Source organism: Halomonas llamarensis (assembly GCF_023555005.1).
Classification (GTDB): Bacteria; Pseudomonadota; Gammaproteobacteria; order Pseudomonadales; family Halomonadaceae; genus Vreelandella; species Vreelandella llamarensis.
On the sequence record NZ_JAMJPJ010000004.1, the window covers coordinates 49,184 to 69,463 of the forward strand.

At 57.5% G+C, this 20,280-nt stretch carries 18 protein-coding genes; 12 read left to right on the top strand and 6 right to left on the bottom strand.

The features are described from left to right. Positions 1 to 94 precede the first annotated feature (94 nt). The 4 genes from hppD to paaN all read right to left on the bottom strand — a co-directional run bounded on the left by hppD (position 95) and on the right by paaN (position 5,473). On the bottom strand, positions 95 to 1,186 hold the full coding sequence (hppD, locus tag M8006_RS04200; protein ID WP_250080213.1) for a 4-hydroxyphenylpyruvate dioxygenase: 1,092 nt from the start codon (positions 1,184 to 1,186) through the stop codon (positions 95 to 97). 244 nt (positions 1,187 to 1,430) lie between these two features. Next, positions 1,431 to 2,990 carry a sigma-54-dependent transcriptional regulator gene (locus tag M8006_RS04205; protein ID WP_250080214.1) on the bottom strand — a complete coding sequence of 520 codons (1,560 nt, stop codon included), beginning with the start codon at positions 2,988 to 2,990 and terminating at the stop codon, positions 1,431 to 1,433. A 177-nt stretch (positions 2,991 to 3,167) separates the two neighbouring features. Next, the gene (gene paaY / locus M8006_RS04210; RefSeq protein WP_250080215.1) at positions 3,168 to 3,782 is read right to left on the bottom strand and encodes a phenylacetic acid degradation protein PaaY; all 615 of its coding nucleotides are present in this window, start codon (positions 3,780 to 3,782) and stop codon (positions 3,168 to 3,170) included. A gap of 11 nt (positions 3,783 to 3,793) precedes the next feature. Further along, positions 3,794 to 5,473 carry a phenylacetic acid degradation protein PaaN gene (gene paaN, locus M8006_RS04215; protein WP_250080216.1) on the bottom strand — a complete coding sequence of 560 codons (1,680 nt, stop codon included), beginning with the start codon at positions 5,471 to 5,473 and terminating at the stop codon, positions 3,794 to 3,796. A gap of 356 nt (positions 5,474 to 5,829) precedes the next feature. Between paaN and paaF the strand changes: the two genes are divergently transcribed. From paaF to paaZ, 12 genes are all read left to right on the top strand, one after another. Next, complete coding sequence (gene paaF / locus M8006_RS04220; protein ID WP_250080217.1) at positions 5,830 to 6,603, top strand: 2,3-dehydroadipyl-CoA hydratase PaaF; 774 nt, start codon at positions 5,830 to 5,832, stop codon at positions 6,601 to 6,603. A 16-nt stretch (positions 6,604 to 6,619) separates the two neighbouring features. Continuing rightward, positions 6,620 to 7,411 (top strand): 2-(1,2-epoxy-1,2-dihydrophenyl)acetyl-CoA isomerase PaaG, encoded by a 792-nt coding sequence (paaG, locus tag M8006_RS04225; protein WP_250080218.1) that lies wholly within the window; start codon positions 6,620 to 6,622, stop codon positions 7,409 to 7,411. 1 nt (position 7,412) lies between these two features. Beyond that, entirely contained in the window at positions 7,413 to 8,951 is a 1,539-nt protein-coding gene (gene paaH, locus M8006_RS04230; protein WP_250080219.1) for a 3-hydroxyacyl-CoA dehydrogenase PaaH, read from the top strand. Then, positions 8,944 to 9,411 carry a hydroxyphenylacetyl-CoA thioesterase PaaI gene (gene paaI / locus M8006_RS04235; RefSeq protein WP_250080220.1) on the top strand — a complete coding sequence of 156 codons (468 nt, stop codon included), beginning with the start codon at positions 8,944 to 8,946 and terminating at the stop codon, positions 9,409 to 9,411. The genes paaH and paaI overlap by 8 nt, the downstream gene beginning before the upstream one ends. Beyond that, entirely contained in the window at positions 9,408 to 10,613 is a 1,206-nt protein-coding gene (gene pcaF / locus M8006_RS04240) for a 3-oxoadipyl-CoA thiolase (RefSeq protein ID WP_250080221.1), read from the top strand. The genes paaI and pcaF overlap by 4 nt, the downstream gene beginning before the upstream one ends. A 76-nt stretch (positions 10,614 to 10,689) precedes the next feature. After that, complete coding sequence (gene paaK / locus M8006_RS04245) at positions 10,690 to 12,003, top strand: phenylacetate--CoA ligase PaaK (RefSeq protein ID WP_250080222.1); 1,314 nt, start codon at positions 10,690 to 10,692, stop codon at positions 12,001 to 12,003. 317 nt (positions 12,004 to 12,320) lie between these two features. After that, positions 12,321 to 13,307, top strand: coding sequence for a 1,2-phenylacetyl-CoA epoxidase subunit PaaA (gene paaA, locus M8006_RS04250; RefSeq protein ID WP_250080223.1), 987 nt, complete (start codon positions 12,321 to 12,323; stop codon positions 13,305 to 13,307). An 87-nt stretch (positions 13,308 to 13,394) separates the two neighbouring features. Next, the gene (gene paaB, locus M8006_RS04255; RefSeq protein WP_022521442.1) at positions 13,395 to 13,676 is read left to right on the top strand and encodes a 1,2-phenylacetyl-CoA epoxidase subunit PaaB; all 282 of its coding nucleotides are present in this window, start codon (positions 13,395 to 13,397) and stop codon (positions 13,674 to 13,676) included. 11 nt (positions 13,677 to 13,687) lie between these two features. Next, positions 13,688 to 14,497: a 1,2-phenylacetyl-CoA epoxidase subunit PaaC gene (gene paaC / locus M8006_RS04260; RefSeq protein ID WP_250080224.1), complete on the top strand. Its 810-nt coding sequence runs from the start codon at positions 13,688 to 13,690 to the stop codon at positions 14,495 to 14,497. Continuing rightward, the gene (gene paaD / locus M8006_RS04265; protein WP_250080225.1) at positions 14,481 to 15,065 is read left to right on the top strand and encodes a 1,2-phenylacetyl-CoA epoxidase subunit PaaD; all 585 of its coding nucleotides are present in this window, start codon (positions 14,481 to 14,483) and stop codon (positions 15,063 to 15,065) included. Before paaC ends, paaD begins: the two co-directional genes overlap by 17 nt. A gap of 19 nt (positions 15,066 to 15,084) precedes the next feature. Continuing rightward, positions 15,085 to 16,164, top strand: a complete 1,080-nt coding sequence (paaE, locus tag M8006_RS04270; RefSeq protein WP_250080226.1) for a 1,2-phenylacetyl-CoA epoxidase subunit PaaE — start codon at positions 15,085 to 15,087, stop codon at positions 16,162 to 16,164. A 69-nt stretch (positions 16,165 to 16,233) separates the two neighbouring features. Then, positions 16,234 to 18,276: a phenylacetic acid degradation bifunctional protein PaaZ gene (gene paaZ, locus M8006_RS04275; RefSeq protein ID WP_250080227.1), complete on the top strand. Its 2,043-nt coding sequence runs from the start codon at positions 16,234 to 16,236 to the stop codon at positions 18,274 to 18,276. A 139-nt stretch (positions 18,277 to 18,415) separates the two neighbouring features. Here the strand turns inward: paaZ and M8006_RS04280 are convergent, their stop codons facing one another. Continuing rightward, the gene (locus tag M8006_RS04280; protein WP_250080228.1) at positions 18,416 to 19,711 is read right to left on the bottom strand and encodes a TRAP transporter large permease; all 1,296 of its coding nucleotides are present in this window, start codon (positions 19,709 to 19,711) and stop codon (positions 18,416 to 18,418) included. Further along, positions 19,704 to 20,276, bottom strand: a complete 573-nt coding sequence (locus M8006_RS04285) for a TRAP transporter small permease (RefSeq protein ID WP_250080229.1) — start codon at positions 20,274 to 20,276, stop codon at positions 19,704 to 19,706. Before M8006_RS04285 ends, M8006_RS04280 begins: the two co-directional genes overlap by 8 nt. Positions 20,277 to 20,280 lie beyond the last annotated feature (4 nt).

The window sequence follows — 20,280 nt, forward strand, 5'->3', positions numbered from 1 at the left end:
TTAGGTTATTGATTATGAACAGCACAACCGGCCAATGAAAAGCCGGTTTGGCTGCATAAAAAGACCGCCCACGCAGGGCGGGTGGCCTTGTTTTTTAATCGTTGAGTACACCACGACGGATCTGGTCTTCCTCGATCGATTCGAACAGTGCCTTAAAATTGCCTTCTCCGAAACCATCATTACCCTTGCGCTGGATGATTTCAAAGAAGATCGGGCCAATTACCGTTTCCGTGAAGATCTGCAGCAACACCCCTTCATCTGGGCCGCCGTCGACCAGCAGGCTCAGTTTACGCAAGTCTTCTACGTTTTCTTCGTGATTGGGTACGCGCTTATCAACCTTCTCGTAGTAGGTGTCCGGGGTCGAAAGGAACGTCATGCCATTTTCGCGCAGCGCACGCACTGTGGCATAAATGTTATCGGTGGACATGGCCAAGTGCTGGATGCCCTCGCCGTTATACTCACGCAGAAATTCGGCGATCTGAGAATTATCGTCGGCGGATTCATTGATAGGGATGTGCATTTTTCCACAAGGCGCGGTCATGGCGCGGGAGTGCAGACCGGTCTTTTTGCCCTTGATATCGAAATAGCGGTTCTCACGAAAGTTGGCGACATCAATGTAGAAATTGGCCCAAACATCCATCTGTCCTCGGTCAACATTGTGGGTCAGGTGATCTAGCACCTTGAGGCCGACGCTCTTATCGCTGGGCGAACGATTGGGGATCGCCTCGAAGTCGATGTCATAGATGGTGCGGCCCTGGTCGTCGACCTTGTTGTCGACGAAATACAGCAGCGAGCCACCGATACCACGCACTGCGGGGATACCCACTTCATCAGGGCCGACCGAGTTCTCCACTGGCTCGGCGCCCTGAGCCACAGCATGCTCGAAGGCCTGTTGCGCATCGGCCACTTTCCAGGCCATGGCACAGGCGCTAGGCCCATGCACTTCAGCGAATGTCGCGGCATGGCTTCCCGGTTCGGCATTGAGCACAAAGTTAACGCCTTCCTGTTGGAACAGAAAAACCTGCTTGGAACGGTGTTTGCGCGTTTCGGTGAACCCCATTTGGTTGAACAGCGTGCGTAGGTTCTCGATACCCTCGCTGGTCGGCGCGGTATATTCAACGAATTCGAATCCATTGGTACCAATGGGGTTATGCGTAGACAGAGATGTGGTTGCTGGGGCGTTCATAATAAACCTCTAGACAGATAATTGTTTTTCAATCAGGCCGACCAACTGCAGTCAAGCCAGTGATAAAGAGTCTAGGGGGCTAACCATGCTCCGAGAATGGTATTAAAGCGCTTTCATGGCAGCACCGGCCGTGTCGACGCGCGATTAACGTAAAGAAAACGTTACACCTGAGCCTAAGTGCTGAGTAATGGCGACTTGTCGTTGTGTTTTACTGACACCCCGTAAAGAAAAATTGACAGTCAATTTAGTCATTCTGTGCCTCAATGCCATAACGCTTGAGTTTATTGGCAATGGTGGTGTGCGATACCCCTAAGCGTTTACCCAACTGACGACTGGAAGGGTGTTGTCGATACAGATTGCTCAGGATGCGTTTCTCCACACTTCCCAAAATATCGCTCAGACTTCCTTCCAGTGGAATGCCGGAAAGTTCAGGGGCACCGCCACTTTGCGGAAGCCGCAGGTGCACCGGGTGAATGACTTGCTCCTCGCACAGCGACACTGCCTGAAACAGGACGTTTTCCAATTGGCGCACATTGCCCGGCCAATCGTAGTGCGCGAGTTTTTCCAGTGCCGCCGGCGCAAGACGGGGCAAAGGGCAGCCGATCTGACGCGCGGCACGATCCAGAAAGTAGGCCGCCAACTCCTCGATACCATCGAGGCATTCGCGTAAGGGCGGCACTTGCAACGAGAGCACATTGAGTCGATGGTAAAGATCAGGTCGAAACAACCCCTCGGCACAGAGTTGCGGCAAGTTTTGCTGGGTAGCACAAATCACTCTGACATCAAGATAGGTTTCCTCGTCGCTACCCACGCGGCGAAAGCCACCATCCTGGAGAAATCGCAGTAATTTAGTCTGTAAGCGCGGGCTCATTTCGCCGACTTCATCGAGAAAGATGGTGCCGCCTTCGGTAAGCTCCAGAAGACCCAGCTTGCCTTCGGGCCGAGCCCCTTCGAAGGCGCCCGGTGCGTAACCAAACAATTCGGTCTCGGCCATCGATTCAGGAAGCCCGGCACAATTGAGCACCATAAACGGTGCTTGCCCACGCGGGCTTGCCAGATGGCAGGCTCTGGCGACCAGCTCCTTTCCGGTACCGGTTTCACCCACGATTAACAAGGGTGCATCCAACGGCGCCATGCGTCGCGCTTCATGGATCAAGGCTTCCAGACATGGACTCGACTGAAAGATAGCTTCGAAGCCTTGCAACCCCTGACGTTGTACCTGATAGATACGCGCACCGATTCGGTCGGCACGGTGCAAGGTCACCACCGCGCCAGCCAACGACGCCACATCATTATTTTCGGTATGCAGCGGGGCGATATCGGCAAGGTAGGTATCGCCTTTCAATTTGATGCGCAATCCGTTGATCCGCGAGTTGTTGCGCCGAATCAGATCGGGAAGGTTCAGGTCTTCCAGGTAGCGATCCAGCGACAGCCCCGGCACTTCGTCGATGCGCACGCCGAGCATCTGTACCGCCGTGCGATTGGCAGCGACGATACGCCCCTGCATATCAATCGACATCACCGGGTCGGAAAGTGATGAAAGCAGCGCATCCAGCTCCAGATGGCGCCGCTCGCTGGGCATCAGGCTGACACGCTTAACACCGAACACCCCAGGAGTCGCCTCCAAGGCCGGTTTTAATGTAGCCAGCTGGGCATTGAGCAGTTGTGGCACATGCAGATAAATGGTGTTGCCGTGTTCTCCGCCCACTTCTCCTCGCGCCACATTGACGCGGTAGTCGGCGAACTGGGCCACGATATCGCGAAGAATTCCGATTCGATTCTGGCAGTGAAACTTAAGGCGCATAGATCCCTCAAGGCGCAAAACAAGCGTGCGGCATTCGTGTAACGATATTTTGACACTTCACCGTACCAAACACACATGGCTAGAGGCTTTAAAAGCTAATTTCAAGTAAAAGCGCCCCCTGCTCAGCAGGAGGCGCTACGTGCTATCAGCGTAAAGCTTTTTACCCGGCATAACGCATCAGGACTGATTTATTTTGGAGCCAAGCTGCTGTTTAGGTTGCGTATCACCGGCCAGTAAGGTTGGGCGGTCAGCATCAATTTCAGCTAACGGCTCACACGGCTCCAGGCTGTCACGGCAACGAGTCACTAAGCGCTGATACTCTTGGGTACCCTGCTGTTTCCAGGCAAACTCCTCATCACTCAACGGGCGCTTAACCTTTGCAGGTGCCCCCATCACCAGCGACTGGGGCTCACATTCGAAACCTGCCTTAACGAAGGCGGCTGCCGCCACGATAGACCGCTCAGCAATGTTGGCACCGTCCATCACCACGGCGTTCATGCCCACCATGGCATCACACCCAATTACGCAGCCATGGAGTACCGCGCCATGGCCGATATGGCCATCTTTCTCGACCTTGGTGACGCACCCCGGAAAGCCGTGCATCACGCAGGTATCCTGAAGGTTTGAACCTTCTTCCAGCACAAGACGGCCGAAATCGCCGCGCATCACCGCGCCAGGGCCTACATAACAGCCGGGGCCCACAATCACATCTCCAATCAACACCGCCGTCGGGTGAACATAGGCTGTCGGATGCACCACCGGTGTCACCCCTTCAAGTCGATAGCAAGGCATCACGCTCTCCGTTAGTTGGATTGGCCGTGGCGACGGCTTTGCACCACCACGAAGCGGTTGGCGACAAAGGCTTGATTACACAGAGAAGCATTCGCCGCCGGATTACCGCCTGTGGCGTGAAAGTCACTGAAAGCCGCCGACTGGTTAACGAATATTCCCCCATCCAGATTCAGCGAGAGCGGCGCCGCTACGTCCATCGCCAGCGCTTCGAGCTGCTCGGCCACTGCCTCGTCCGTGGTATAGCCGCCTAGGGTTATCGCGCCTTTTTTTGCGATGACGTCTCGCGCTAGCGCAATACTGTGCGCGGTGTTATCCGTTGCGATAACAAAGCTAACGGGGCCAAAGCGCTCCTCGCTATAGGCAGCCTTCTGCTCTGCGTCGACCTTAAGAATCAGCGGCGTATGGATACGGGCGTTAGGAAAATGCGCGTGCTCGCGTTGCTCGCTGTCCAGCACTATGTCGCCTAAGCCACGGCACTCATCAATGCGTGCTTGCGTCTCCAACGACTGTATAGCCCCCAGCACCGTGCAGGCGCGGTCGTTATCACTTAGAAATGCCTGAACAGCTTTCGCAAGCGCTGCCGCTACGTCGTCAAAACTTAAATGGCCATCCGCCGTTTCAATACCATCCCTGGGCACATAAATAGCCTGAGGGGTCGTGCACATCTGCCCAGAATAAAGGCTAAGCGAGAAGGCAAGGTTCGCCGTGACGGCTTTAAGGTTATCCACACTGTCGATAATGATCGAATTAATACCGGCTTTCTCAGCAAACACCTGGGCCTGAGTGGCGTTTTGTATCAGCCAATCACCGAAAGCGTTCGAGCCGGTGAAATCAATCAGCTTAACCGCAGGATCAAGCGCCAACGTCTTGGTGAGCGGCGCATCGACGCTGTCGGGCATTAAGCTGACCAGGCAGGGGTCGAAGCCTGCCTCTTCAAGCACCTGTTGAGCCACCCGTACGCTCATCGCCAGCGGCAGAATAGCGCCGGGGTGCGGCTTAACAATGACCGGGTTGCCCGTCGCCAAACTGGCAAACAGGCCAGGATAGGTGTTCCAGGTAGGAAACGTAGAACAGGCGACTACCAACGAGATACCGCGAGGCACGATGTGAAAACGCTTATCCATCACGATAGGGTCATGCTTGCCCTGGGGCTTAACCCATTGCGCGGTAGCGGGAACCTGCGCCATTGCCTGCCAGGCATACGCCACGGCTTCAAGACCACGATCCTGGGCATGCGGCCCACCCGCCTGAAATGCCATCATCGGCCCCTGCCCGCTGGTATGCATCACCGCCTGGGCAATCTCTGGGCTCATGGCATTAAGACGTGACAGGATTTCCAGACATACCCCCACACGCGCTTGCGCCCCGACATCCCGCCAGTCGCGCATGGCCACTTGCATGGCCGCTACCAGCTCGCTGGGGTCTGGCTGGTCATAAGTAATGCCGAGTTCAAAGCCATAGGGTGACACTTCATCACCCACTTGTTGGGCACTGCCGCCGCCACTATTGAGCGTAAATGGCTGATTGAGCAGTGACTCGAATTTAGACGGCGCCGCTTTAACGGCATCCTCGGGGTACTTGCGCATGCTTTCTGGAAAGGGCGTCCAGAAATTACGGCTAGCGATAGCGTCGACAGCCTGATCAAGAATCTCACGATGAAGGTCAAACATCTGCTGCGCTGATTGCGTCATGGGGCGCTCCTGCACTCACTTATTTTTTTGATACGCTATTATTTTGAAGACTATCTTTCCCGTAACAAAACATCAAACGCTTTCCCAGTTGCTGCTTGCTTAAGGATTACAAAAAAATCGATGTATACCGGCTATAAATCCCTTTATTGAGCTACATAACCGTCTTTCATACCATGGTCTAACACCCCTTTTTTCTTCGCACCAACCACATACAAGCTGTTGTTAAAAGGCATAAATTATAAAAAACGACGACAAGCGACACATTAATAACAATCAATCAATATTGATGCGTATCAAAATAAACCTATACTCGACAGGTATTCCTCCTGTGCGCCACAGGCCGAACCGAGGTAACAATGCTCACGACTCTAAAAATAACCACGCCCCTGGAAGGCGTTTTATGCATCACGCTGAATCGCCCGGAAGCACTGAATGCGCTTAATACGCAGCTCCTCGGCGAGCTCGCCGACACCTTGAGCGACGCTGATTGTGACGACACCGTTCGTGCCGTAGTGATTACCGGCAGTGCGAAAGCCTTCGCCGCAGGTGCGGATATTAACGAAATGGCTGAACGCGATCTGGTCGGCATGCTGGAAGACCCACGACAGCACCACTGGGCCACCATTACGCGCTTTCGCAAACCCATCATTGCCGCCGTCAATGGCTATGCGTTAGGCGGTGGCTGTGAACTGGCCATGCATGCCGACATCATCATTGCCGGTGAAAACGCCCTGTTTGGCCAGCCGGAAATCAACCTGGGCATCATGCCCGGCGCTGGCGGCACCCAACGCTTGCTTAGAGCGGTGGGGAAATCCCTGGCCACTCAGATGGTACTCACTGGCGAACCGATTTCCGCGCGCCGCGCCCTCGAAGCTGGCCTGATAAGCGAAATCACCCAACCCGAATTGACCCTTGAACGCGCCATAGACATCGCGACGCGCATCGCCTCCAAGGCACCGCTGGCCGTGCGCTTAGCGCGGGAATCGCTGCACAAAGCGATGGATACCGACCTGGCCACCGGCCTGCGCTTTGAACGCCATGCGTTCACCTTACTGGCGGGCACCGACGACCGCGACGAGGGCATTCGCGCCTTCCAAGAAAAACGACCTGCCACTTTTCAAGGGCACTGAGACAAGGATATACCCCATGAGCCAAGCGCCCCTGCTTTATAGCGTCGAAGACGGCGTCGCCTGTATTACATTGAACCGCCCCGACAGCCTGAATAGCTTTAATACCGAGATGCATGCCGAAATGCGCAAGGCGCTCAAGGCCGTGCGCCAGGACGCAAGCGTCCGTGCGCTGCTGCTGACGGGCAGTGGCCGCGGCTTCTGCGCCGGTCAAGACCTTTCCGACCGTAGCGTCGCGCCCGGCGAGCAAGCGCCAGACCTCGGCGAGTCGCTTGAGAAACGCTATAACCCCATGTTGCGCGCCCTGAAAGATATGCCGTTTCCGACTATTTGCGCGGTGAACGGTGTGGCCGCCGGCGCTGGTGCCAATATCGCCCTGGCCTGCGACATCGTATTGGCGGCTCGCTCGGCAAGCTTTATTCAGGCCTTCTGCAAGATCGGTTTGATCCCGGACTCCGGCGGCACCTGGACCCTGCCTAACTTAGTCGGCATGGCCCGCGCCAAGGGCTTGGCCATGCTGGGCGACAAGCTTCCCGCCGAGACCGCCGAACAGTGGGGCATGATCTGGCGCTGCGTCGACGATGAGGTGCTTCAGGAAGAAGCCATGAACATGGCTCGCCACCTGGCCACTCAACCCACCCGTGGCCTAGCGCTGATTAAACGCGCCCTGCACGCCAGCAGCGATAACAGCTTTAATGAACAGCTTGACCTGGAGCGCGACCTGCAGCGTCTGGCTGGGCGCAGCGAAGACTACCGTGAAGGGGTCAGTGCGTTTATCGAAAAACGCCGCCCCACCTTCAAGGGAGAGTGATATGCCAGCCCTATCCACGACCACCGTTATTGGTGTGATCGGCGCCGGTGCCATGGGTGCCGGTATCGCTCAGGTGGCCGCCCAGGCGGGTCATGCCGTCATCCTGCATGATAACCAGCCGGGTGCCGCCAAAGCAGGCATCGACAGCATTCGTCGCCAGTTGGAAAAGCGGGTTGCCAAGGGCAAGATGACCCAAGGTGGTGTGGATAACATCATCGCTCGCCTGCAGCCTGCCGACGTGATTGATGCCCTGGCCGATAGCCGTTTGGTTATCGAAGCCATCGTTGAGAACCTTGACATCAAACGCCAGGTATTCGCTCAGCTCGAAGCAATGTGTGCGCCGGATACCTTGCTCGCCAGTAATACCTCGTCGCTGTCAATCACTTCAATTGCCGCCAACCTTGAACGCCCCGAGCGCCTGGCTGGGCTGCACTTCTTCAACCCAGCCCCCGTCATGAAGCTGGTAGAAGTGGTATCGGGCCTGGCAACGACCACCGAGGTCGCCGAGACGCTTTTTGATACCGCCAGCGCCTGGGGCAAGGTTGCGGTGCACGCCAGCTCCACCCCTGGGTTCATCGTTAACCGCGTGGCACGGCCTTTCTATGCCGAAGGGCTTCGCCTGCTACAGGAAGGCGCCAGCGACGCTGCCACGCTGGATGCGCTGCTGCGTCAGGCCGGCGGCTTCCGCATGGGGCCTTTCGAGCTGATGGACCTGATCGGCCATGACGTCAACTACGCAGTGACCCGCTCGGTGTTCGACGCCTACTATGGCGATACCCGCTTTGAACCCTCCCTGGTGCAGCAGGCGCTGGTTGAAGCCGGTCGCCTGGGGCGTAAGTCCGGCCAAGGCTTCTTTGACTACGCGGGTGAAAGCGCTGCAAAGCCGCAGCCCAACTTTGCCGCCCCCGCCAGCACGCAACTCCCGACACTTGTCGCACAGGGCGCGGACAGCACCATCGCTCCGCTGCTGGAACGCGCTCAAGAAGCTGGACTTGAGGTAGTGCGTCGCGAATCACTGCAACTGGACGGCACGCCTCGCCTGTATATAGGTGATCTGGCGCTGGCCCTCAGCGACGGGCGATGTGCCGCCGAGCGCGCCGTTAATGAAGGGCTCGAAGCACTGGTACTGTTCGACCTATGCCTGGACTACCGCAGCGCCAGCGCCATCGGGCTTGCTGCCAGCCATACCACCTCGCCCGAGGCCCGCCAGCTGGCTACCGCGTTATTCCAACGCTTGGGCATGGACGTCGTCTGGCTAACCGACACGCCGGGGCTAGTGGTATTGCGCACCGTGGCCATGCTCGCCAATGAAGCCGCCGATGCCGTTTTGCAGGGCGTGTGCAGCGCCAAGGATGGCGATCTGGCCATGCAGGCCGGGGTCAACTATCCCCGCGGCCCCTTGACCTGGGCAGATTCATTGGGACTGCCCTTCGTTCACCGTACCCTTACGCACCTGCAGCAGAGCTACGGCGAAGAGCGCTATCGCAGCTCTTTCCTGCTGCGCCGCAACGCCCTGAGCGAGGCAAGCTTTCATGAGTGATTCCCCACTGACCCCACAACAGTTGGCGGAAGCCTGTGCCGAGGCGATGTTTTCCCGCGACCATGCCAGCCAAGGGCTGGGCATGCGTATTACGCGCATGGCTCCCGGGTTTGCCGAACTCACCATGACCGTGCGCCAAGACATGGTGCAGGGCCACGGCAACTGCCATGGTGGCTTTCTGTTTGCCCTGGCCGACTCCGCCTTTGCGTTTGCCTGCAACAGCTACGATGAAGCTACCGTGGCATCTGGCTGCAGTATCGACTACCTCGGCCCCGGCCAGCTGGGTGATGAGCTCACCGCCACCGCCGAAGAGCGCAGCCGCCGCGGGCGCACCGGCATTTACGACATCACGTTGCGCAATCAGCACGGCGATACCGTTGCCTTGTTCCGCGGACATTCCTACAAAATTCGCGGCAGCGTACGCCGCCTAGAAGACACCGCTGCTGGAGATAACCCATGAAAGACGCGCTGATCATTGATGCCATTCGTACCCCGATAGGTCGCTACGGCGGTGCCCTCTCGTCAGTTCGCCCCGATGATCTTGGTGCTGTGCCAATGCGCACCCTGATAGAGCGGAACCCGAGCGTCGACTGGTCACTGATTGACGATATTTTTTACGGCTGCGCCAACCAGGCAGGGGAAGATAACCGCAACGTAGCGCGCATGTCCGCGTTGCTCGCAGGGCTTCCCGTCGAGGTGCCCGGCTCCACCATCAACCGCCTGTGCGGTTCCGGCATGGACGCCGTCGGCAACGCCGCCCGCGCCATCAAGACCGGTGAAGCGGGGCTGATGATGGCAGGCGGTGTGGAGTCGATGTCCCGCGCGCCCTTTGTGATGGGTAAGGCAGAACAAGCTTTCTCACGCCAAGCCGACATCTTCGACACCACCATCGGCTGGCGCTTTGTGAACCGTGCCATGAAGGCTCAGTTCGGCATCGACTCCATGCCCGAAACCGCCGAGAACGTCGCCGAACAGTTTGGTATTTCCCGGCAAGACCAGGATGCCTTTGCGCTGCGCAGCCAGCAGCGCACCGCCGCCGCTATGGAGGCTGGCCGATTGGCTGAAGAGATCGTTGCCGTCGAAATCCCCCGGCGCAAACAGGAGCCGCTGGTGGTCGATAGCGATGAGCACCCGCGCGCCACCACGACCGCCGAGCAGCTCGCCAAACTGCCCACGCCCTTCCGTGAAGGCGGCAGTGTGACGGCAGGCAATGCCTCAGGCGTTAACGATGGCGCCTGTGCGCTGCTGATGGCGTCTCCCGAGCAGGCCGAACGTTTTGGCCTGAAAGCCCGCGCCCGTGTGGTGGGCATGGCCACTGCGGGTGTGGAACCTCGGATTATGGGATTCGGCCCGTCCCCGGCCACCCGCAAGGTGCTTGCCCAGACCGGGCTTACCCTCGATCAGATGGATGTTATCGAACTGAATGAAGCCTTTGCGGCTCAGGCCTTGGCGGTCATGCGTGACTTGGGACTGAGCGATGATGCCGAACACATCAACCCCAACGGAGGAGCCATTGCACTCGGCCACCCGCTGGGCATGAGTGGCGCTCGGTTGGTGACCACCGCCCTGCATGAACTCGAACGTCGGCAAGGGCGCTTTGCGCTATGCACCATGTGCATCGGTGTCGGACAGGGCATCGCGATGATCATTGAGCGTTTGTAAGCCTATTGCTCAAATCACTGGCCACGGCGTGTGTAGACATTAATCCAATAACAACTTGCTTGACCGGAGACTCCTGATGAATCAGCCCGCTACACGTATCGACACTGCGACACTCGACCCCTTGGAAACCGCCAGCGTCGACGAGCTGCGCGCCACTCAGGTCAAGCGCCTGAAGTGGAGCCTCAAGCACGCTTACGACAATGTGCCGTTCTACCGCCAGTCCTTCGATAACGCCGGGGTGCATCCCGACGACATCCAGACGCTGGCGGATCTCGCCAAACTGCCGTTCACCACCAAGGCCGATTTGCGCGACAACTACCCGTTTGGCATGTTGGCCACGCCGATGAGCGAGATCGTGCGCATCCACGCCTCCAGCGGCACCACTGGGCAACCCACGGTGGTGGGCTACACCCAGAAGGATATTGATGTGTGGTCCGATGTGATGGCGCGCTCAATCCGCGCCGCTGGCGGCAGCCGCAACGATAAGGTGCATGTAGCCTATGGCTACGGCCTGTTTACTGGCGGGCTGGGCGCGCATTACGGCGCCGAGCGCCTGGGCTGCGCGGTGATTCCCATGTCGGGCGGCCAAACTGAGAAACAGGTTCAGCTGATCCGTGATTTCGCGCCAGACATCATCATGGTCACCCCTTCTTACATGCTCAACATCGCGGACGAAATGGAGCGCCAAGGCATCGACCCGCGCACGCTGCCCCTGCGCACCGGTATTTTCGGTGCCGAACCCTGGACCGACAGCATGCGCACCGCCCTAGAGCAGCGCCTGGGCATCGATGCCCTCGATATTTACGGCCTCTCTGAAGTGATGGGGCCGGGCGTGGGCATGGAGTGCCTAGAAACCAAAGATGGCCCGACCATCTGGGAAGATCATTTCTACCCTGAGATCATCGACCCGGTCAGCGGCGACGTCCTGCCAGACGGCGAATACGGTGAGCTGGTGTTCACCACCCTGACCAAAGAAGGCCTGCCGGTGATTCGCTACCGCACCCGCGACCTGACCCGCCTGCTACCCGGCACCGCACGCCCCATGCGCCGCATCGACAAAATCACTGGTCGCAGCGACGACATGCTGATTATTCGTGGGGTCAATATGTTTCCCACCCAGATCGAAGAGCAGCTGCTCAAAATCGCGTCGCTTTCGCCTCATTACGAAATTGAAGTCAGCCGCCAAGGCAATATGGACATGATGCTGGTGCGTGTCGAAGCGAATCATCACGACATCGCCCGCGACCCCGTGGCCTGTGAACAAGCCGAGAAAGAGCTTCAGCATGCCGTCAAGACGTACATTGGTATCAGCACCCAGGTTGAGGTGTGCCCGGTAGAGAGTGTGATGCGCTCGCTGGGTAAGGCCAGACGCGTTAAAGATCTTCGCTGAGTTGAGTCAGCCTTTCGTGCTTAACAGGTTCTTATCGGCCTAGATTGAGACTGAATACGAAAATACTGACGCCCTTGCAGGCAGCTCTGCAAGGGCTTTTTATGCCTACTCATTCAGTTTAAGTAAAAAATTCAACATATTCAGAATCACTTACTTTTGACCACATTTCCTTTATAAACCAAGCAACTTGGCATCATCTGTCATCACAAAGTCTTAAAGCGACACACAAAAATACTTATTGATAAAATATTATGTATCACTATACTTTAAGTAAGATAAGCCACACTCCCTGATAGTCCGACGCCGCGGAGGTCTCTATGTACGCGCAGCTCGTTGAAACCGGTTCTAACAAACTCAAAACGCTTGATGAGATGGATCCTGAGGAACGCCAGTTCCAGGAACGCATCAATGACGAAATTAAAATCGAACCCAAGAATTGGATGCCGGATGCCTACCGCAAGACATTGATCCGTCAGATCTCACAGCACGCGCATTCCGAGATCGTCGGTATGCTGCCGGAGGGTAACTGGCTGACACGCGCGCCGACCCTTAAGCGCAAGCTGCAGCTAATGGCCAAGATTCAGGATGAAGCGGGTCACGGCCTGTACCTGTATAGCGCCATGGAAACCCTGGGTGCCGACCGCGATGAGGAGATCGATAAGCTCCACGACGGCCGCGCCAAGTACTCCAGCATCTTCAATTACCCAACGCTTAACTGGGCGGATATGGGCACGGTCGGCTGGCTGGTTGATGGTGCCGCCATCGTCAACCAGGTGCCGCTGCAGCGTACCTCTTATGGCCCTTACGCCCGCGCCATGATCCGCGTGTGTAAGGAAGAGAGCTTCCACCAGCGCCAGGGCTTTCAGATCCTGCTGACCATGATGCAAGAGGGCACTGACGAGCAGAAAGCCATGGTGCAGGACTCCATCAACCGCTTCTGGTGGCCGTCGCTAATGATGTTCGGGCCCTCCGACGAAAACTCGCCCAACAGTGCTCAGTCGATGGCCTGGAAGATCAAACGTCACAGCAATGATGAGCTGCGCCAACGCTTCCTTGACCAAACTGTACCGCAGCTAGAGCTGCTGGGCTGCACCGCGCCTGACCCGGATCTCAAATATAACCAAGAGACCGGCCACTATGAGTTCGGTGAAATCGATTGGCAGGAGTTTTTTGACGTAGTGAAGGGCAACGGCCCCTGCAACCGCGAACGTGTCGAGGCACGCCGTCACGCGATTGATAACGGTGCCTGGGTACGTGAAGCCGCCGTGGCTTATGCCGCCAAGCGGCAACGCCGAGCGGCCTGATTTTTAAAACCTGATTCTTAAACCTGATTTTTAAAACAATACAGAGCCCCGCAGCACGGGGCTCCTGTGACCACAGAGGCTTTCCTCATGGCTGACTGGCCCTTATTTGAAGTTTTCATACGCAGCAAGCACGGCCTTAACCACAAGCACGTCGGTAGCGTGCACGCCGCTGATCGCCGTATGGCCATTGAAAACGCGCGCGAGCTTTACACCCGTCGTAATGAAGGGGTGAGCATCTGGGTGGTTCCGGCCAGCGAAATTACCGCTTCTTCTCCCGACGAGAAAGAGCCGCTGTTTGACCCGTCTAACGACAAGGTCTACCGCCACGCATCCTTCTACAAACTGCCGAAAGAAGTCGGCCACATGTAAAGGAGGCTGTCATGCAAAACATGGCTCAGAAAAATATCGCCCAAACAACACAGACACCGCTGACCGACTGCCTGCTGCGCCTTGGCGACAACGCCTTGGTACTCGGTCAACGTCACGCACAACTGTGCGGCAAGGCCCCGGCACTGGAAGAAGAGCTAGCCTTAATGAACGTAGGGCTCGACCTCTTCGGGCAGGCACGCAACTGGCTGGGCTATGCCGCTGAACTGATGGCTGCTGAACGGGCGACTGACAAGGTCGATGCCGACCAGCTGGCCTTCCGCCGTGATGCCCAGGACTTCCGCAACCTGTTGCTCGTTGAGCAGCCTAACGGCGATTTTGCCGACATCATCGGGCGCCAGTTTCTGTTCGATGCATGGCACGTCCACCTACTTGACGGCCTGGCTCACTCCAGCGACCCGCGCATTGCCGAAGTAGCGGCCAAGTCGCTTAAGGAAGCAACGTATCACCTGCGCCGCTCCTCTGAATGGGTGATTCGCTTGGGCGATGGCACTGAAGAGAGCCACACCCGCATGCAGCGTGCCCTAAACAACCTATGGCAATTTACCGGTGAGCTATTGCAGGCCGACGAGATTGATCAGGCTATGTTAGCCGCCGGCATTGCGCCGGATCTGCAAACCGTTGCCACTCGCTGGAAAGCCACCGTTGAAGAGGTCCTTGAAGAAGCCACGCTGGAGCGGCCTTCCTACGACGCCTGGATGTATACCGGTGGCAAAGTCGGTCATCACACCGAGCACCTAGGCTTTCTATTGGCGGAAATGCAATATCTGCCGAGGGCATATCCCGATGCGACCGTCTGGTAATCATCCGTCTGCGTCTATCGATAACTGGCCTTCCAGCGACTTGATCGGCAGCGACCGCAGCGGGCTGCCGCGAGCGGGTGAACAAGGTGATGTCGACGCCGTGCTGGCGGTTTTACAGCACGTGCTGGACCCGGAAGTGCCGGTGGTCAGTGTGGTTGAGCTGGGAATTGTGCGTGATATCGATTGGCTCGATGAGCGGCTGGTGGTCAACGTGACCCCGACTTACTCCGGCTGCCCGGCCACCGAAGTTATCGAACAGCACATTCTTGAGGCGCTGGTGGCCGCTGGCTACGCAGACCCACTGATCCAGCGCCGCCTGTCACCCGCCTGGACGACCGATTGGCTGACCGACGTGGGTCGCGAAAAACTGCGCTCCTACGGCATCGCCCCACCGGTGGGCAGTGCGAGCAAGCGCAGCCTGACCGGCCAGTCCGACCCGGTAGTGCCCTGCCCCTTATGCGGCAGCGAAGCGACTGAACGCGTCAGCGAATTCGGCTCTACGGCTTGCAAGGCGCTCTACCGCTGTCGCGATTGCCTGGAGCCTTTCGATTATTTCAAATGTCTGTAAAACGACGAGACCATTTCCCATGAGCCGATTTCACGCCTTGACCGTCAAGGATGTTCGCAAGGAAACCCATGATGCCGTTTCCATTGCTTTCGACATTCCCGACGACCTGCTGGACGCCTTTCGCTTTACCCAAGGGCAGTACCTGACACTGCGCCGCGATATCGAAGGTGAGGATATACGTCGCTCTTACTCAATCTGCACCGGCGTTCACGAACATGAGCTGAGAGTGGCCGTTAAGCTGGTGCCGGGCGGTAGCTTCTCCACCTTTGCCAACCAGCAATTGCAGCCCGGTGATCGCCTGGAAGTCATGCCGCCACAGGGCAAGTTCTTCGTGCCTCTCGACCCCAGTCGTGAAGGGCACTACCTGGCGGTGACCGCTGGCAGTGGCGTCACCCCTATCATGTCGATTGTTTCCACCACCCTGGAAAGCGAGCCGAAAAGCCGTTTTACCGTCATCTATGGCAACCGCTCCACCACGGGCACGCTGTTTCGCGAGCGCCTGCAGGATCTCAAAGACCGCTACCTGGAACGCCTTAACATCATTTACGTGTTCAGCCGCGAGCAACAGGAAATTGATCTGTATAACGGCCGGATTGATGCCGATAAGTGCAATGCCCTGTTTGACCGCTGGGTAGAGGTACCCAAGCTCGACGCCGCGTTCCTCTGTGGCCCACAAGAAATGACCGAGATCGTGCGTGATGTGCTGCCCCAACATGGCTTGCCAAAGGAAAAAGTACACTTTGAGCTGTTCACGACAGGGCCGACGGCAGGCGCCAAGCGCCGCCAGGCGACGAAAGCCGAGCAGGTAAAAGCTGAAACATCGCACATCAAAGTGATTATCGACGGCCGCACCATTGAATACGACTTGCCCCGCAATACCCAGAGCATCCTGGAAGCGGGTAACGAACACGGGGCAGACCTCCCGTTCTCATGCAAGGCCGGCGTGTGCTCCACCTGCAAGTCAAAAGTCATCGAAGGCGAGGTGGAAATGGACGCCAATTTTGCCCTGGAAGATTACGAAATAGACGCTGGCTACGTACTGTCCTGTCAGTGCTATCCGATCAGCGACAAGGTGGTGCTTGACTATGACGAGGTATAGACCCTAGCCCACCTACTTCAAAGTCGGCGACCCCGTCGGCTTAGTCTATGTTTTGCGGGAGAACACTTAATGCCAGTTTTACAGAGTTACATCGCCGGCCAGTGGTTTGGAAAAACCGAGTCCAAAGCACTGATCAGCGCCATCAATGGCGAGACCGTTGCACATACTCACCAAGAAAGCATCAACTTCGCCGAAGCAGTGGCGTTTGCCCGTAACACCGGCGTGAAAAACCTATTGGCGCTGGATTTCCAGCAGCGGGCCGCCATTCTTAAAGCGCTGGCCGGTTATATCCAAGAGCGCAAGCGTGAGCTCTATGCTATCTCTCATCACACCGGCTGCACCAAGGCCGACTCCTGGATCGACATTGACGGTGGCTTTGGCACCCTGTTTACCTACGCTTCTACGGGGCGCAAGGAACTGCCCTCCGGTAACGTGGCCCACGAAGGCCCGGTGACTCAATTAGGTAAAGATAACCACTTCAACGGCAGCCACATTCTGGTACCTCGCCGCGGTGTTTCTGTTCATATTAATGCGTTCAACTTCCCCATCTGGGGCATGCTGGAGAAGTTCGCCCCCGCCTTTCTGGCAGGCATGCCGTGTATCTTCAAACCGGCCACGGCGACAAGCTATCTGACCGAAGCTGCCATGCGCGTCATCAACGACTCGGGGCTATTGCCGGAAGGCGCCTTGCAACTGGTGATTGGCGGCGCCGGTGACTTACTCGACCAATTGGAAGAGCAGGACGTTGTCACCTTCACTGGTTCCGCAACCACGGCCTTGATGCTGAAAAGCCACCCAAACATCATGGCCAAGAGCATCCCGTTCAACGCCGAGGCAGACTCACTCAACAGCGCCATCATGGCCCCGGATGTTAGCCCGGAAGACGAAGAGTTCGAGATCTTTGCCAAAGAAGTCGTCAAAGAGATGACCGCCAAGGCAGGTCAGAAATGTACCGCCATCCGGCGGGTGTTAGTGCCCGCCGAGCACCTGGATGCATTAGCGAACATGATCAAAGAGCGCCTTTCAAGCATCGTCGCCGGCGACCCTCATGAAGAAGGCGTGCGCATGGGCGCCCTCTCGTCGCGTGATCAGCTCCACGACGTGAACGACGCCATCGAACGCCTATTGGAAACCAGTGAGTGTGTGTTCGGCAAAGACGGCAGCTTTAAACCTGTCGGCCAGGGAGTGGAACACGGTGCCTTTATCGCTCCCCACTTGCTGATCAACCGCAACCCGTTGAACGACGGCGGCGCTCACGACATTGAAGCCTTTGGCCCTGTCGCGACGCTAATGCCCTACCGCGGCATCAATGAAGCGTTGGCCATCGCTGCCAAAGGCAAGGGTAGCCTGGTCACCACACTGACCACCAAAGACCCTGCCATTGCTGCCGAGATGATCCCCGTCCTGGCCGCCCATCACGGCCGCCTGCACATTCTGGATGCCCAAGCCTCAAAAGAATCCACTGGCCACGGCTCGCCGTTACCGATGCTCAAACATGGCGGGCCTGGCCGTGCAGGCGGTGGCGAAGAGCTGGGTGGCATTCGTGCGGTTCACCACTATTTACAGCGCACCGCTATTCAAGGGTCGCCCACCATGGTTGCGGCAGTGACAAGGCAATATGTGCGTGGCGCGAAGGTGATCGAGACTGACGTCCACCCGTTCCGCCGCCACTTTGACGACCTACAGGTGGGTGAATCATTGTTAACCCACCGCCGTACCGTCACCGAAGCTGACATCGTCAATTTTGGCTGCCTTTCCGGCGACCACTTCTATATGCATTTCGACGACATTGCCGCCAAAGAGACTCAATTCGGCCAGCGTATCGCTCATGGCTATTTCGTACTGTCGGCGGCGGCTGGTCTGTTCGTTTATCCAGGCGAAGGACCCGTACTGGCTAACTACGGCCTGGATACCCTGCGCTTTATTACGCCCGTGTTGGTCGGCGACACCATCCGCGCCCGCCTCACCTGCAAGCGCAAGATTGATCAGGGCCGGGCATCGCCCGATGGTCACCCGCAGGGTGTGGTGATGTGGTATGTGGCGGTGACCAATCAACATGATGAGCTGGTCGCCAGTTACGATATCCTAACGCTGGTCGCGAAGCGACAGTAACGGTTCAGCCGATAAAGCCAGACAAAAAAGCAAGGCAAAAAGCACAACGGGTGACAGAGCATACGCTCTGTCACCCGTTTGTTTCGCCAGCAGGTTATTTAATAAAACCGTGCTAATAAAACCGCACTAATAACGCCGTTTAATACAGCAACTCCGGCAGGAAAAGCACAATAGCGGGGAAGAGAAGCACGAGCAATGCACGTAACGTACCCGCGACCCAGAAAGGTGTCACGCCTCGGAAGATTGTTCCGGTACTCACGTCTGGCAGTACCGCCCGCAGTACGAACACGTTCATCCCCACCGGCGGTGTGATTAAACTGATCTCAATCACGATCACCACCAGAATACCGAACCACACCAAGTCGTAACCCAGCCCTGCGACAACCGGGAAAAATACCGGCACGGTGAGCAGCAGCATCGACATGCTTTCAAACACACAGCCCAGCACCACGTAGATCGCGATAATCACCAGGATCACCACGAAGGGTGCTACATTGAGATTATTGACCAACGCCAACAAATCGTTTGGCAATCCTGCCCGGTTGATAAAGTTGGCAAAGATCAGGGCCGTCAGCACCACGGCAAACAGCATCGCGGTGGTGCGCACCGTGTCCATCAGGACGTTCATCAGCACCCGGGGCGTCAAGGCACGCTTGAGCAGGGCGATAACGAAGGCGCCCATGGCGCCGATACCGGCGGCTTCGGTGGGTGTAAACACACCAAGATAAATTCCGCCAATCACCAGAACGAACAGCGCCAGGGTGCTACCGACGTTCTTGAGCGCCGATATCCGCTCGCCCCAGGGCACTTTCTCGGCAGCGGGGCCAGCGCTCGGATCGCGCCACAGCACCCATTTCACCGCACCGAGGTACATCACGATCCCCAGCATGCCGGGAATGAAGCCGGCCGCGAACAGTTCGCGGATACTGGTCTCGGTGATGATGCCGTAGATCACCAGCATGACGCTGGGCGGTATCAAAATCCCCAAGGTGCCACCTGCAGCAATAGAAGCGGCAGCAAGCGAATCCTTGTAGCCATATTTGCGCATTTGCGGCATAGCGACTCGGCCCATGGTGGCACACGTTGCCAAGCTTGAACCGCAAATAGCACTAAAACCGCCACAGGCAACAATCGTCGCCATCGCCTGGCCGCCCTTGCGGTGGCCGAGAAAGCCGTTAGAGGCTCGGAACAGCGCATCCGAGAGCCCCGCATGCGAGACCAAGTTGCCCATCAGGATGAACAGCGGAATCACCGACAGGCCGTAGCTCATGGCGGTATCCACCACCCGACGCGCCGCCATGGCTTCGGCTGCGTTCCAGTTGCCGGTCAGGTAGTAAAACCCCGCGAACCCCACGATGCCCATGGCGAAGGCCAACGGAACTCTCAGAAACACCAGAACCAATAGGGCGGCAAACCCGTAGAGTGCTTCAATCATGCGTGCCTCCCTGAGATTTGGCGGTGTTGGGTGTGGCGGCTAAGCTTACCGGCCCACCCCTTTCGACGACGCCCATCCCCTCGAGCAGGTAGCCCAGCGCTCGCCCCAGCGTTAGCAGCGCAGAAAGAAATAGCATGAGGGAAATCAGGTAAATCAGGTAGCCGTTGGGAATGCGCAGAAACTCGGTCACATCGCCCCAGGCAAAAGCGCGCTCGCCCAAAGACCAAACGCGACCCGCGATCACCCACAGCGCCAGAGCGACTATCAGGTTGACGATCAGCTGGCGCAACCAGATAAAGCGCGCCGGAAATACCGCGTCCAGCAGGTCGACACTGATGTGCTCCTCCCGCCAGCAAGCCACCGGCAACGACAGAAACACTACTGCCGCCAGCATCTGCTGGGTGAGTTCGACGGTGCCAAGAATAGGAGCATTAAAGAAATAACGGCCGACGACATCGGCGGTGGTCAGCAGCATCAAGGCAAAGAGGGTGGCGCCCGCCACACCCTCCAGCCCCAATTGCATGACCTTACCGACGCTCGACCCGCGACGCGTCAAGGTCTGCATTATC

Coding starts and splice junctions, on each gene's coding strand:
- hppD (WP_250080213.1), bottom strand. CDS start 1,186: ATGAACGCCCCAGCAACCACATCTCTGTCTACGCATAACCCCATTGGT.
- M8006_RS04205 (WP_250080214.1), bottom strand. CDS start 2,990: ATGCGCCTTAAGTTTCACTGCCAGAATCGAATCGGAATTCTTCGCGAT.
- paaY (WP_250080215.1), bottom strand. CDS start 3,782: ATGCCTTGCTATCGACTTGAAGGGGTGACACCGGTGGTGCATCCGACA.
- paaN (WP_250080216.1), bottom strand. CDS start 5,473: ATGACGCAATCAGCGCAGCAGATGTTTGACCTTCATCGTGAGATTCTT.
- paaF (WP_250080217.1), top strand. CDS start 5,830: ATGCTCACGACTCTAAAAATAACCACGCCCCTGGAAGGCGTTTTATGC.
- paaG (WP_250080218.1), top strand. CDS start 6,620: ATGAGCCAAGCGCCCCTGCTTTATAGCGTCGAAGACGGCGTCGCCTGT.
- paaH (WP_250080219.1), top strand. CDS start 7,413: ATGCCAGCCCTATCCACGACCACCGTTATTGGTGTGATCGGCGCCGGT.
- paaI (WP_250080220.1), top strand. CDS start 8,944: ATGAGTGATTCCCCACTGACCCCACAACAGTTGGCGGAAGCCTGTGCC.
- pcaF (WP_250080221.1), top strand. CDS start 9,408: ATGAAAGACGCGCTGATCATTGATGCCATTCGTACCCCGATAGGTCGC.
- paaK (WP_250080222.1), top strand. CDS start 10,690: ATGAATCAGCCCGCTACACGTATCGACACTGCGACACTCGACCCCTTG.
- paaA (WP_250080223.1), top strand. CDS start 12,321: ATGTACGCGCAGCTCGTTGAAACCGGTTCTAACAAACTCAAAACGCTT.
- paaB (WP_022521442.1), top strand. CDS start 13,395: ATGGCTGACTGGCCCTTATTTGAAGTTTTCATACGCAGCAAGCACGGC.
- paaC (WP_250080224.1), top strand. CDS start 13,688: ATGCAAAACATGGCTCAGAAAAATATCGCCCAAACAACACAGACACCG.
- paaD (WP_250080225.1), top strand. CDS start 14,481: ATGCGACCGTCTGGTAATCATCCGTCTGCGTCTATCGATAACTGGCCT.
- paaE (WP_250080226.1), top strand. CDS start 15,085: ATGAGCCGATTTCACGCCTTGACCGTCAAGGATGTTCGCAAGGAAACC.
- paaZ (WP_250080227.1), top strand. CDS start 16,234: ATGCCAGTTTTACAGAGTTACATCGCCGGCCAGTGGTTTGGAAAAACC.
- M8006_RS04280 (WP_250080228.1), bottom strand. CDS start 19,711: ATGATTGAAGCACTCTACGGGTTTGCCGCCCTATTGGTTCTGGTGTTT.
- M8006_RS04285 (WP_250080229.1), bottom strand. CDS start 20,276: ATGCAGACCTTGACGCGTCGCGGGTCGAGCGTCGGTAAGGTCATGCAA.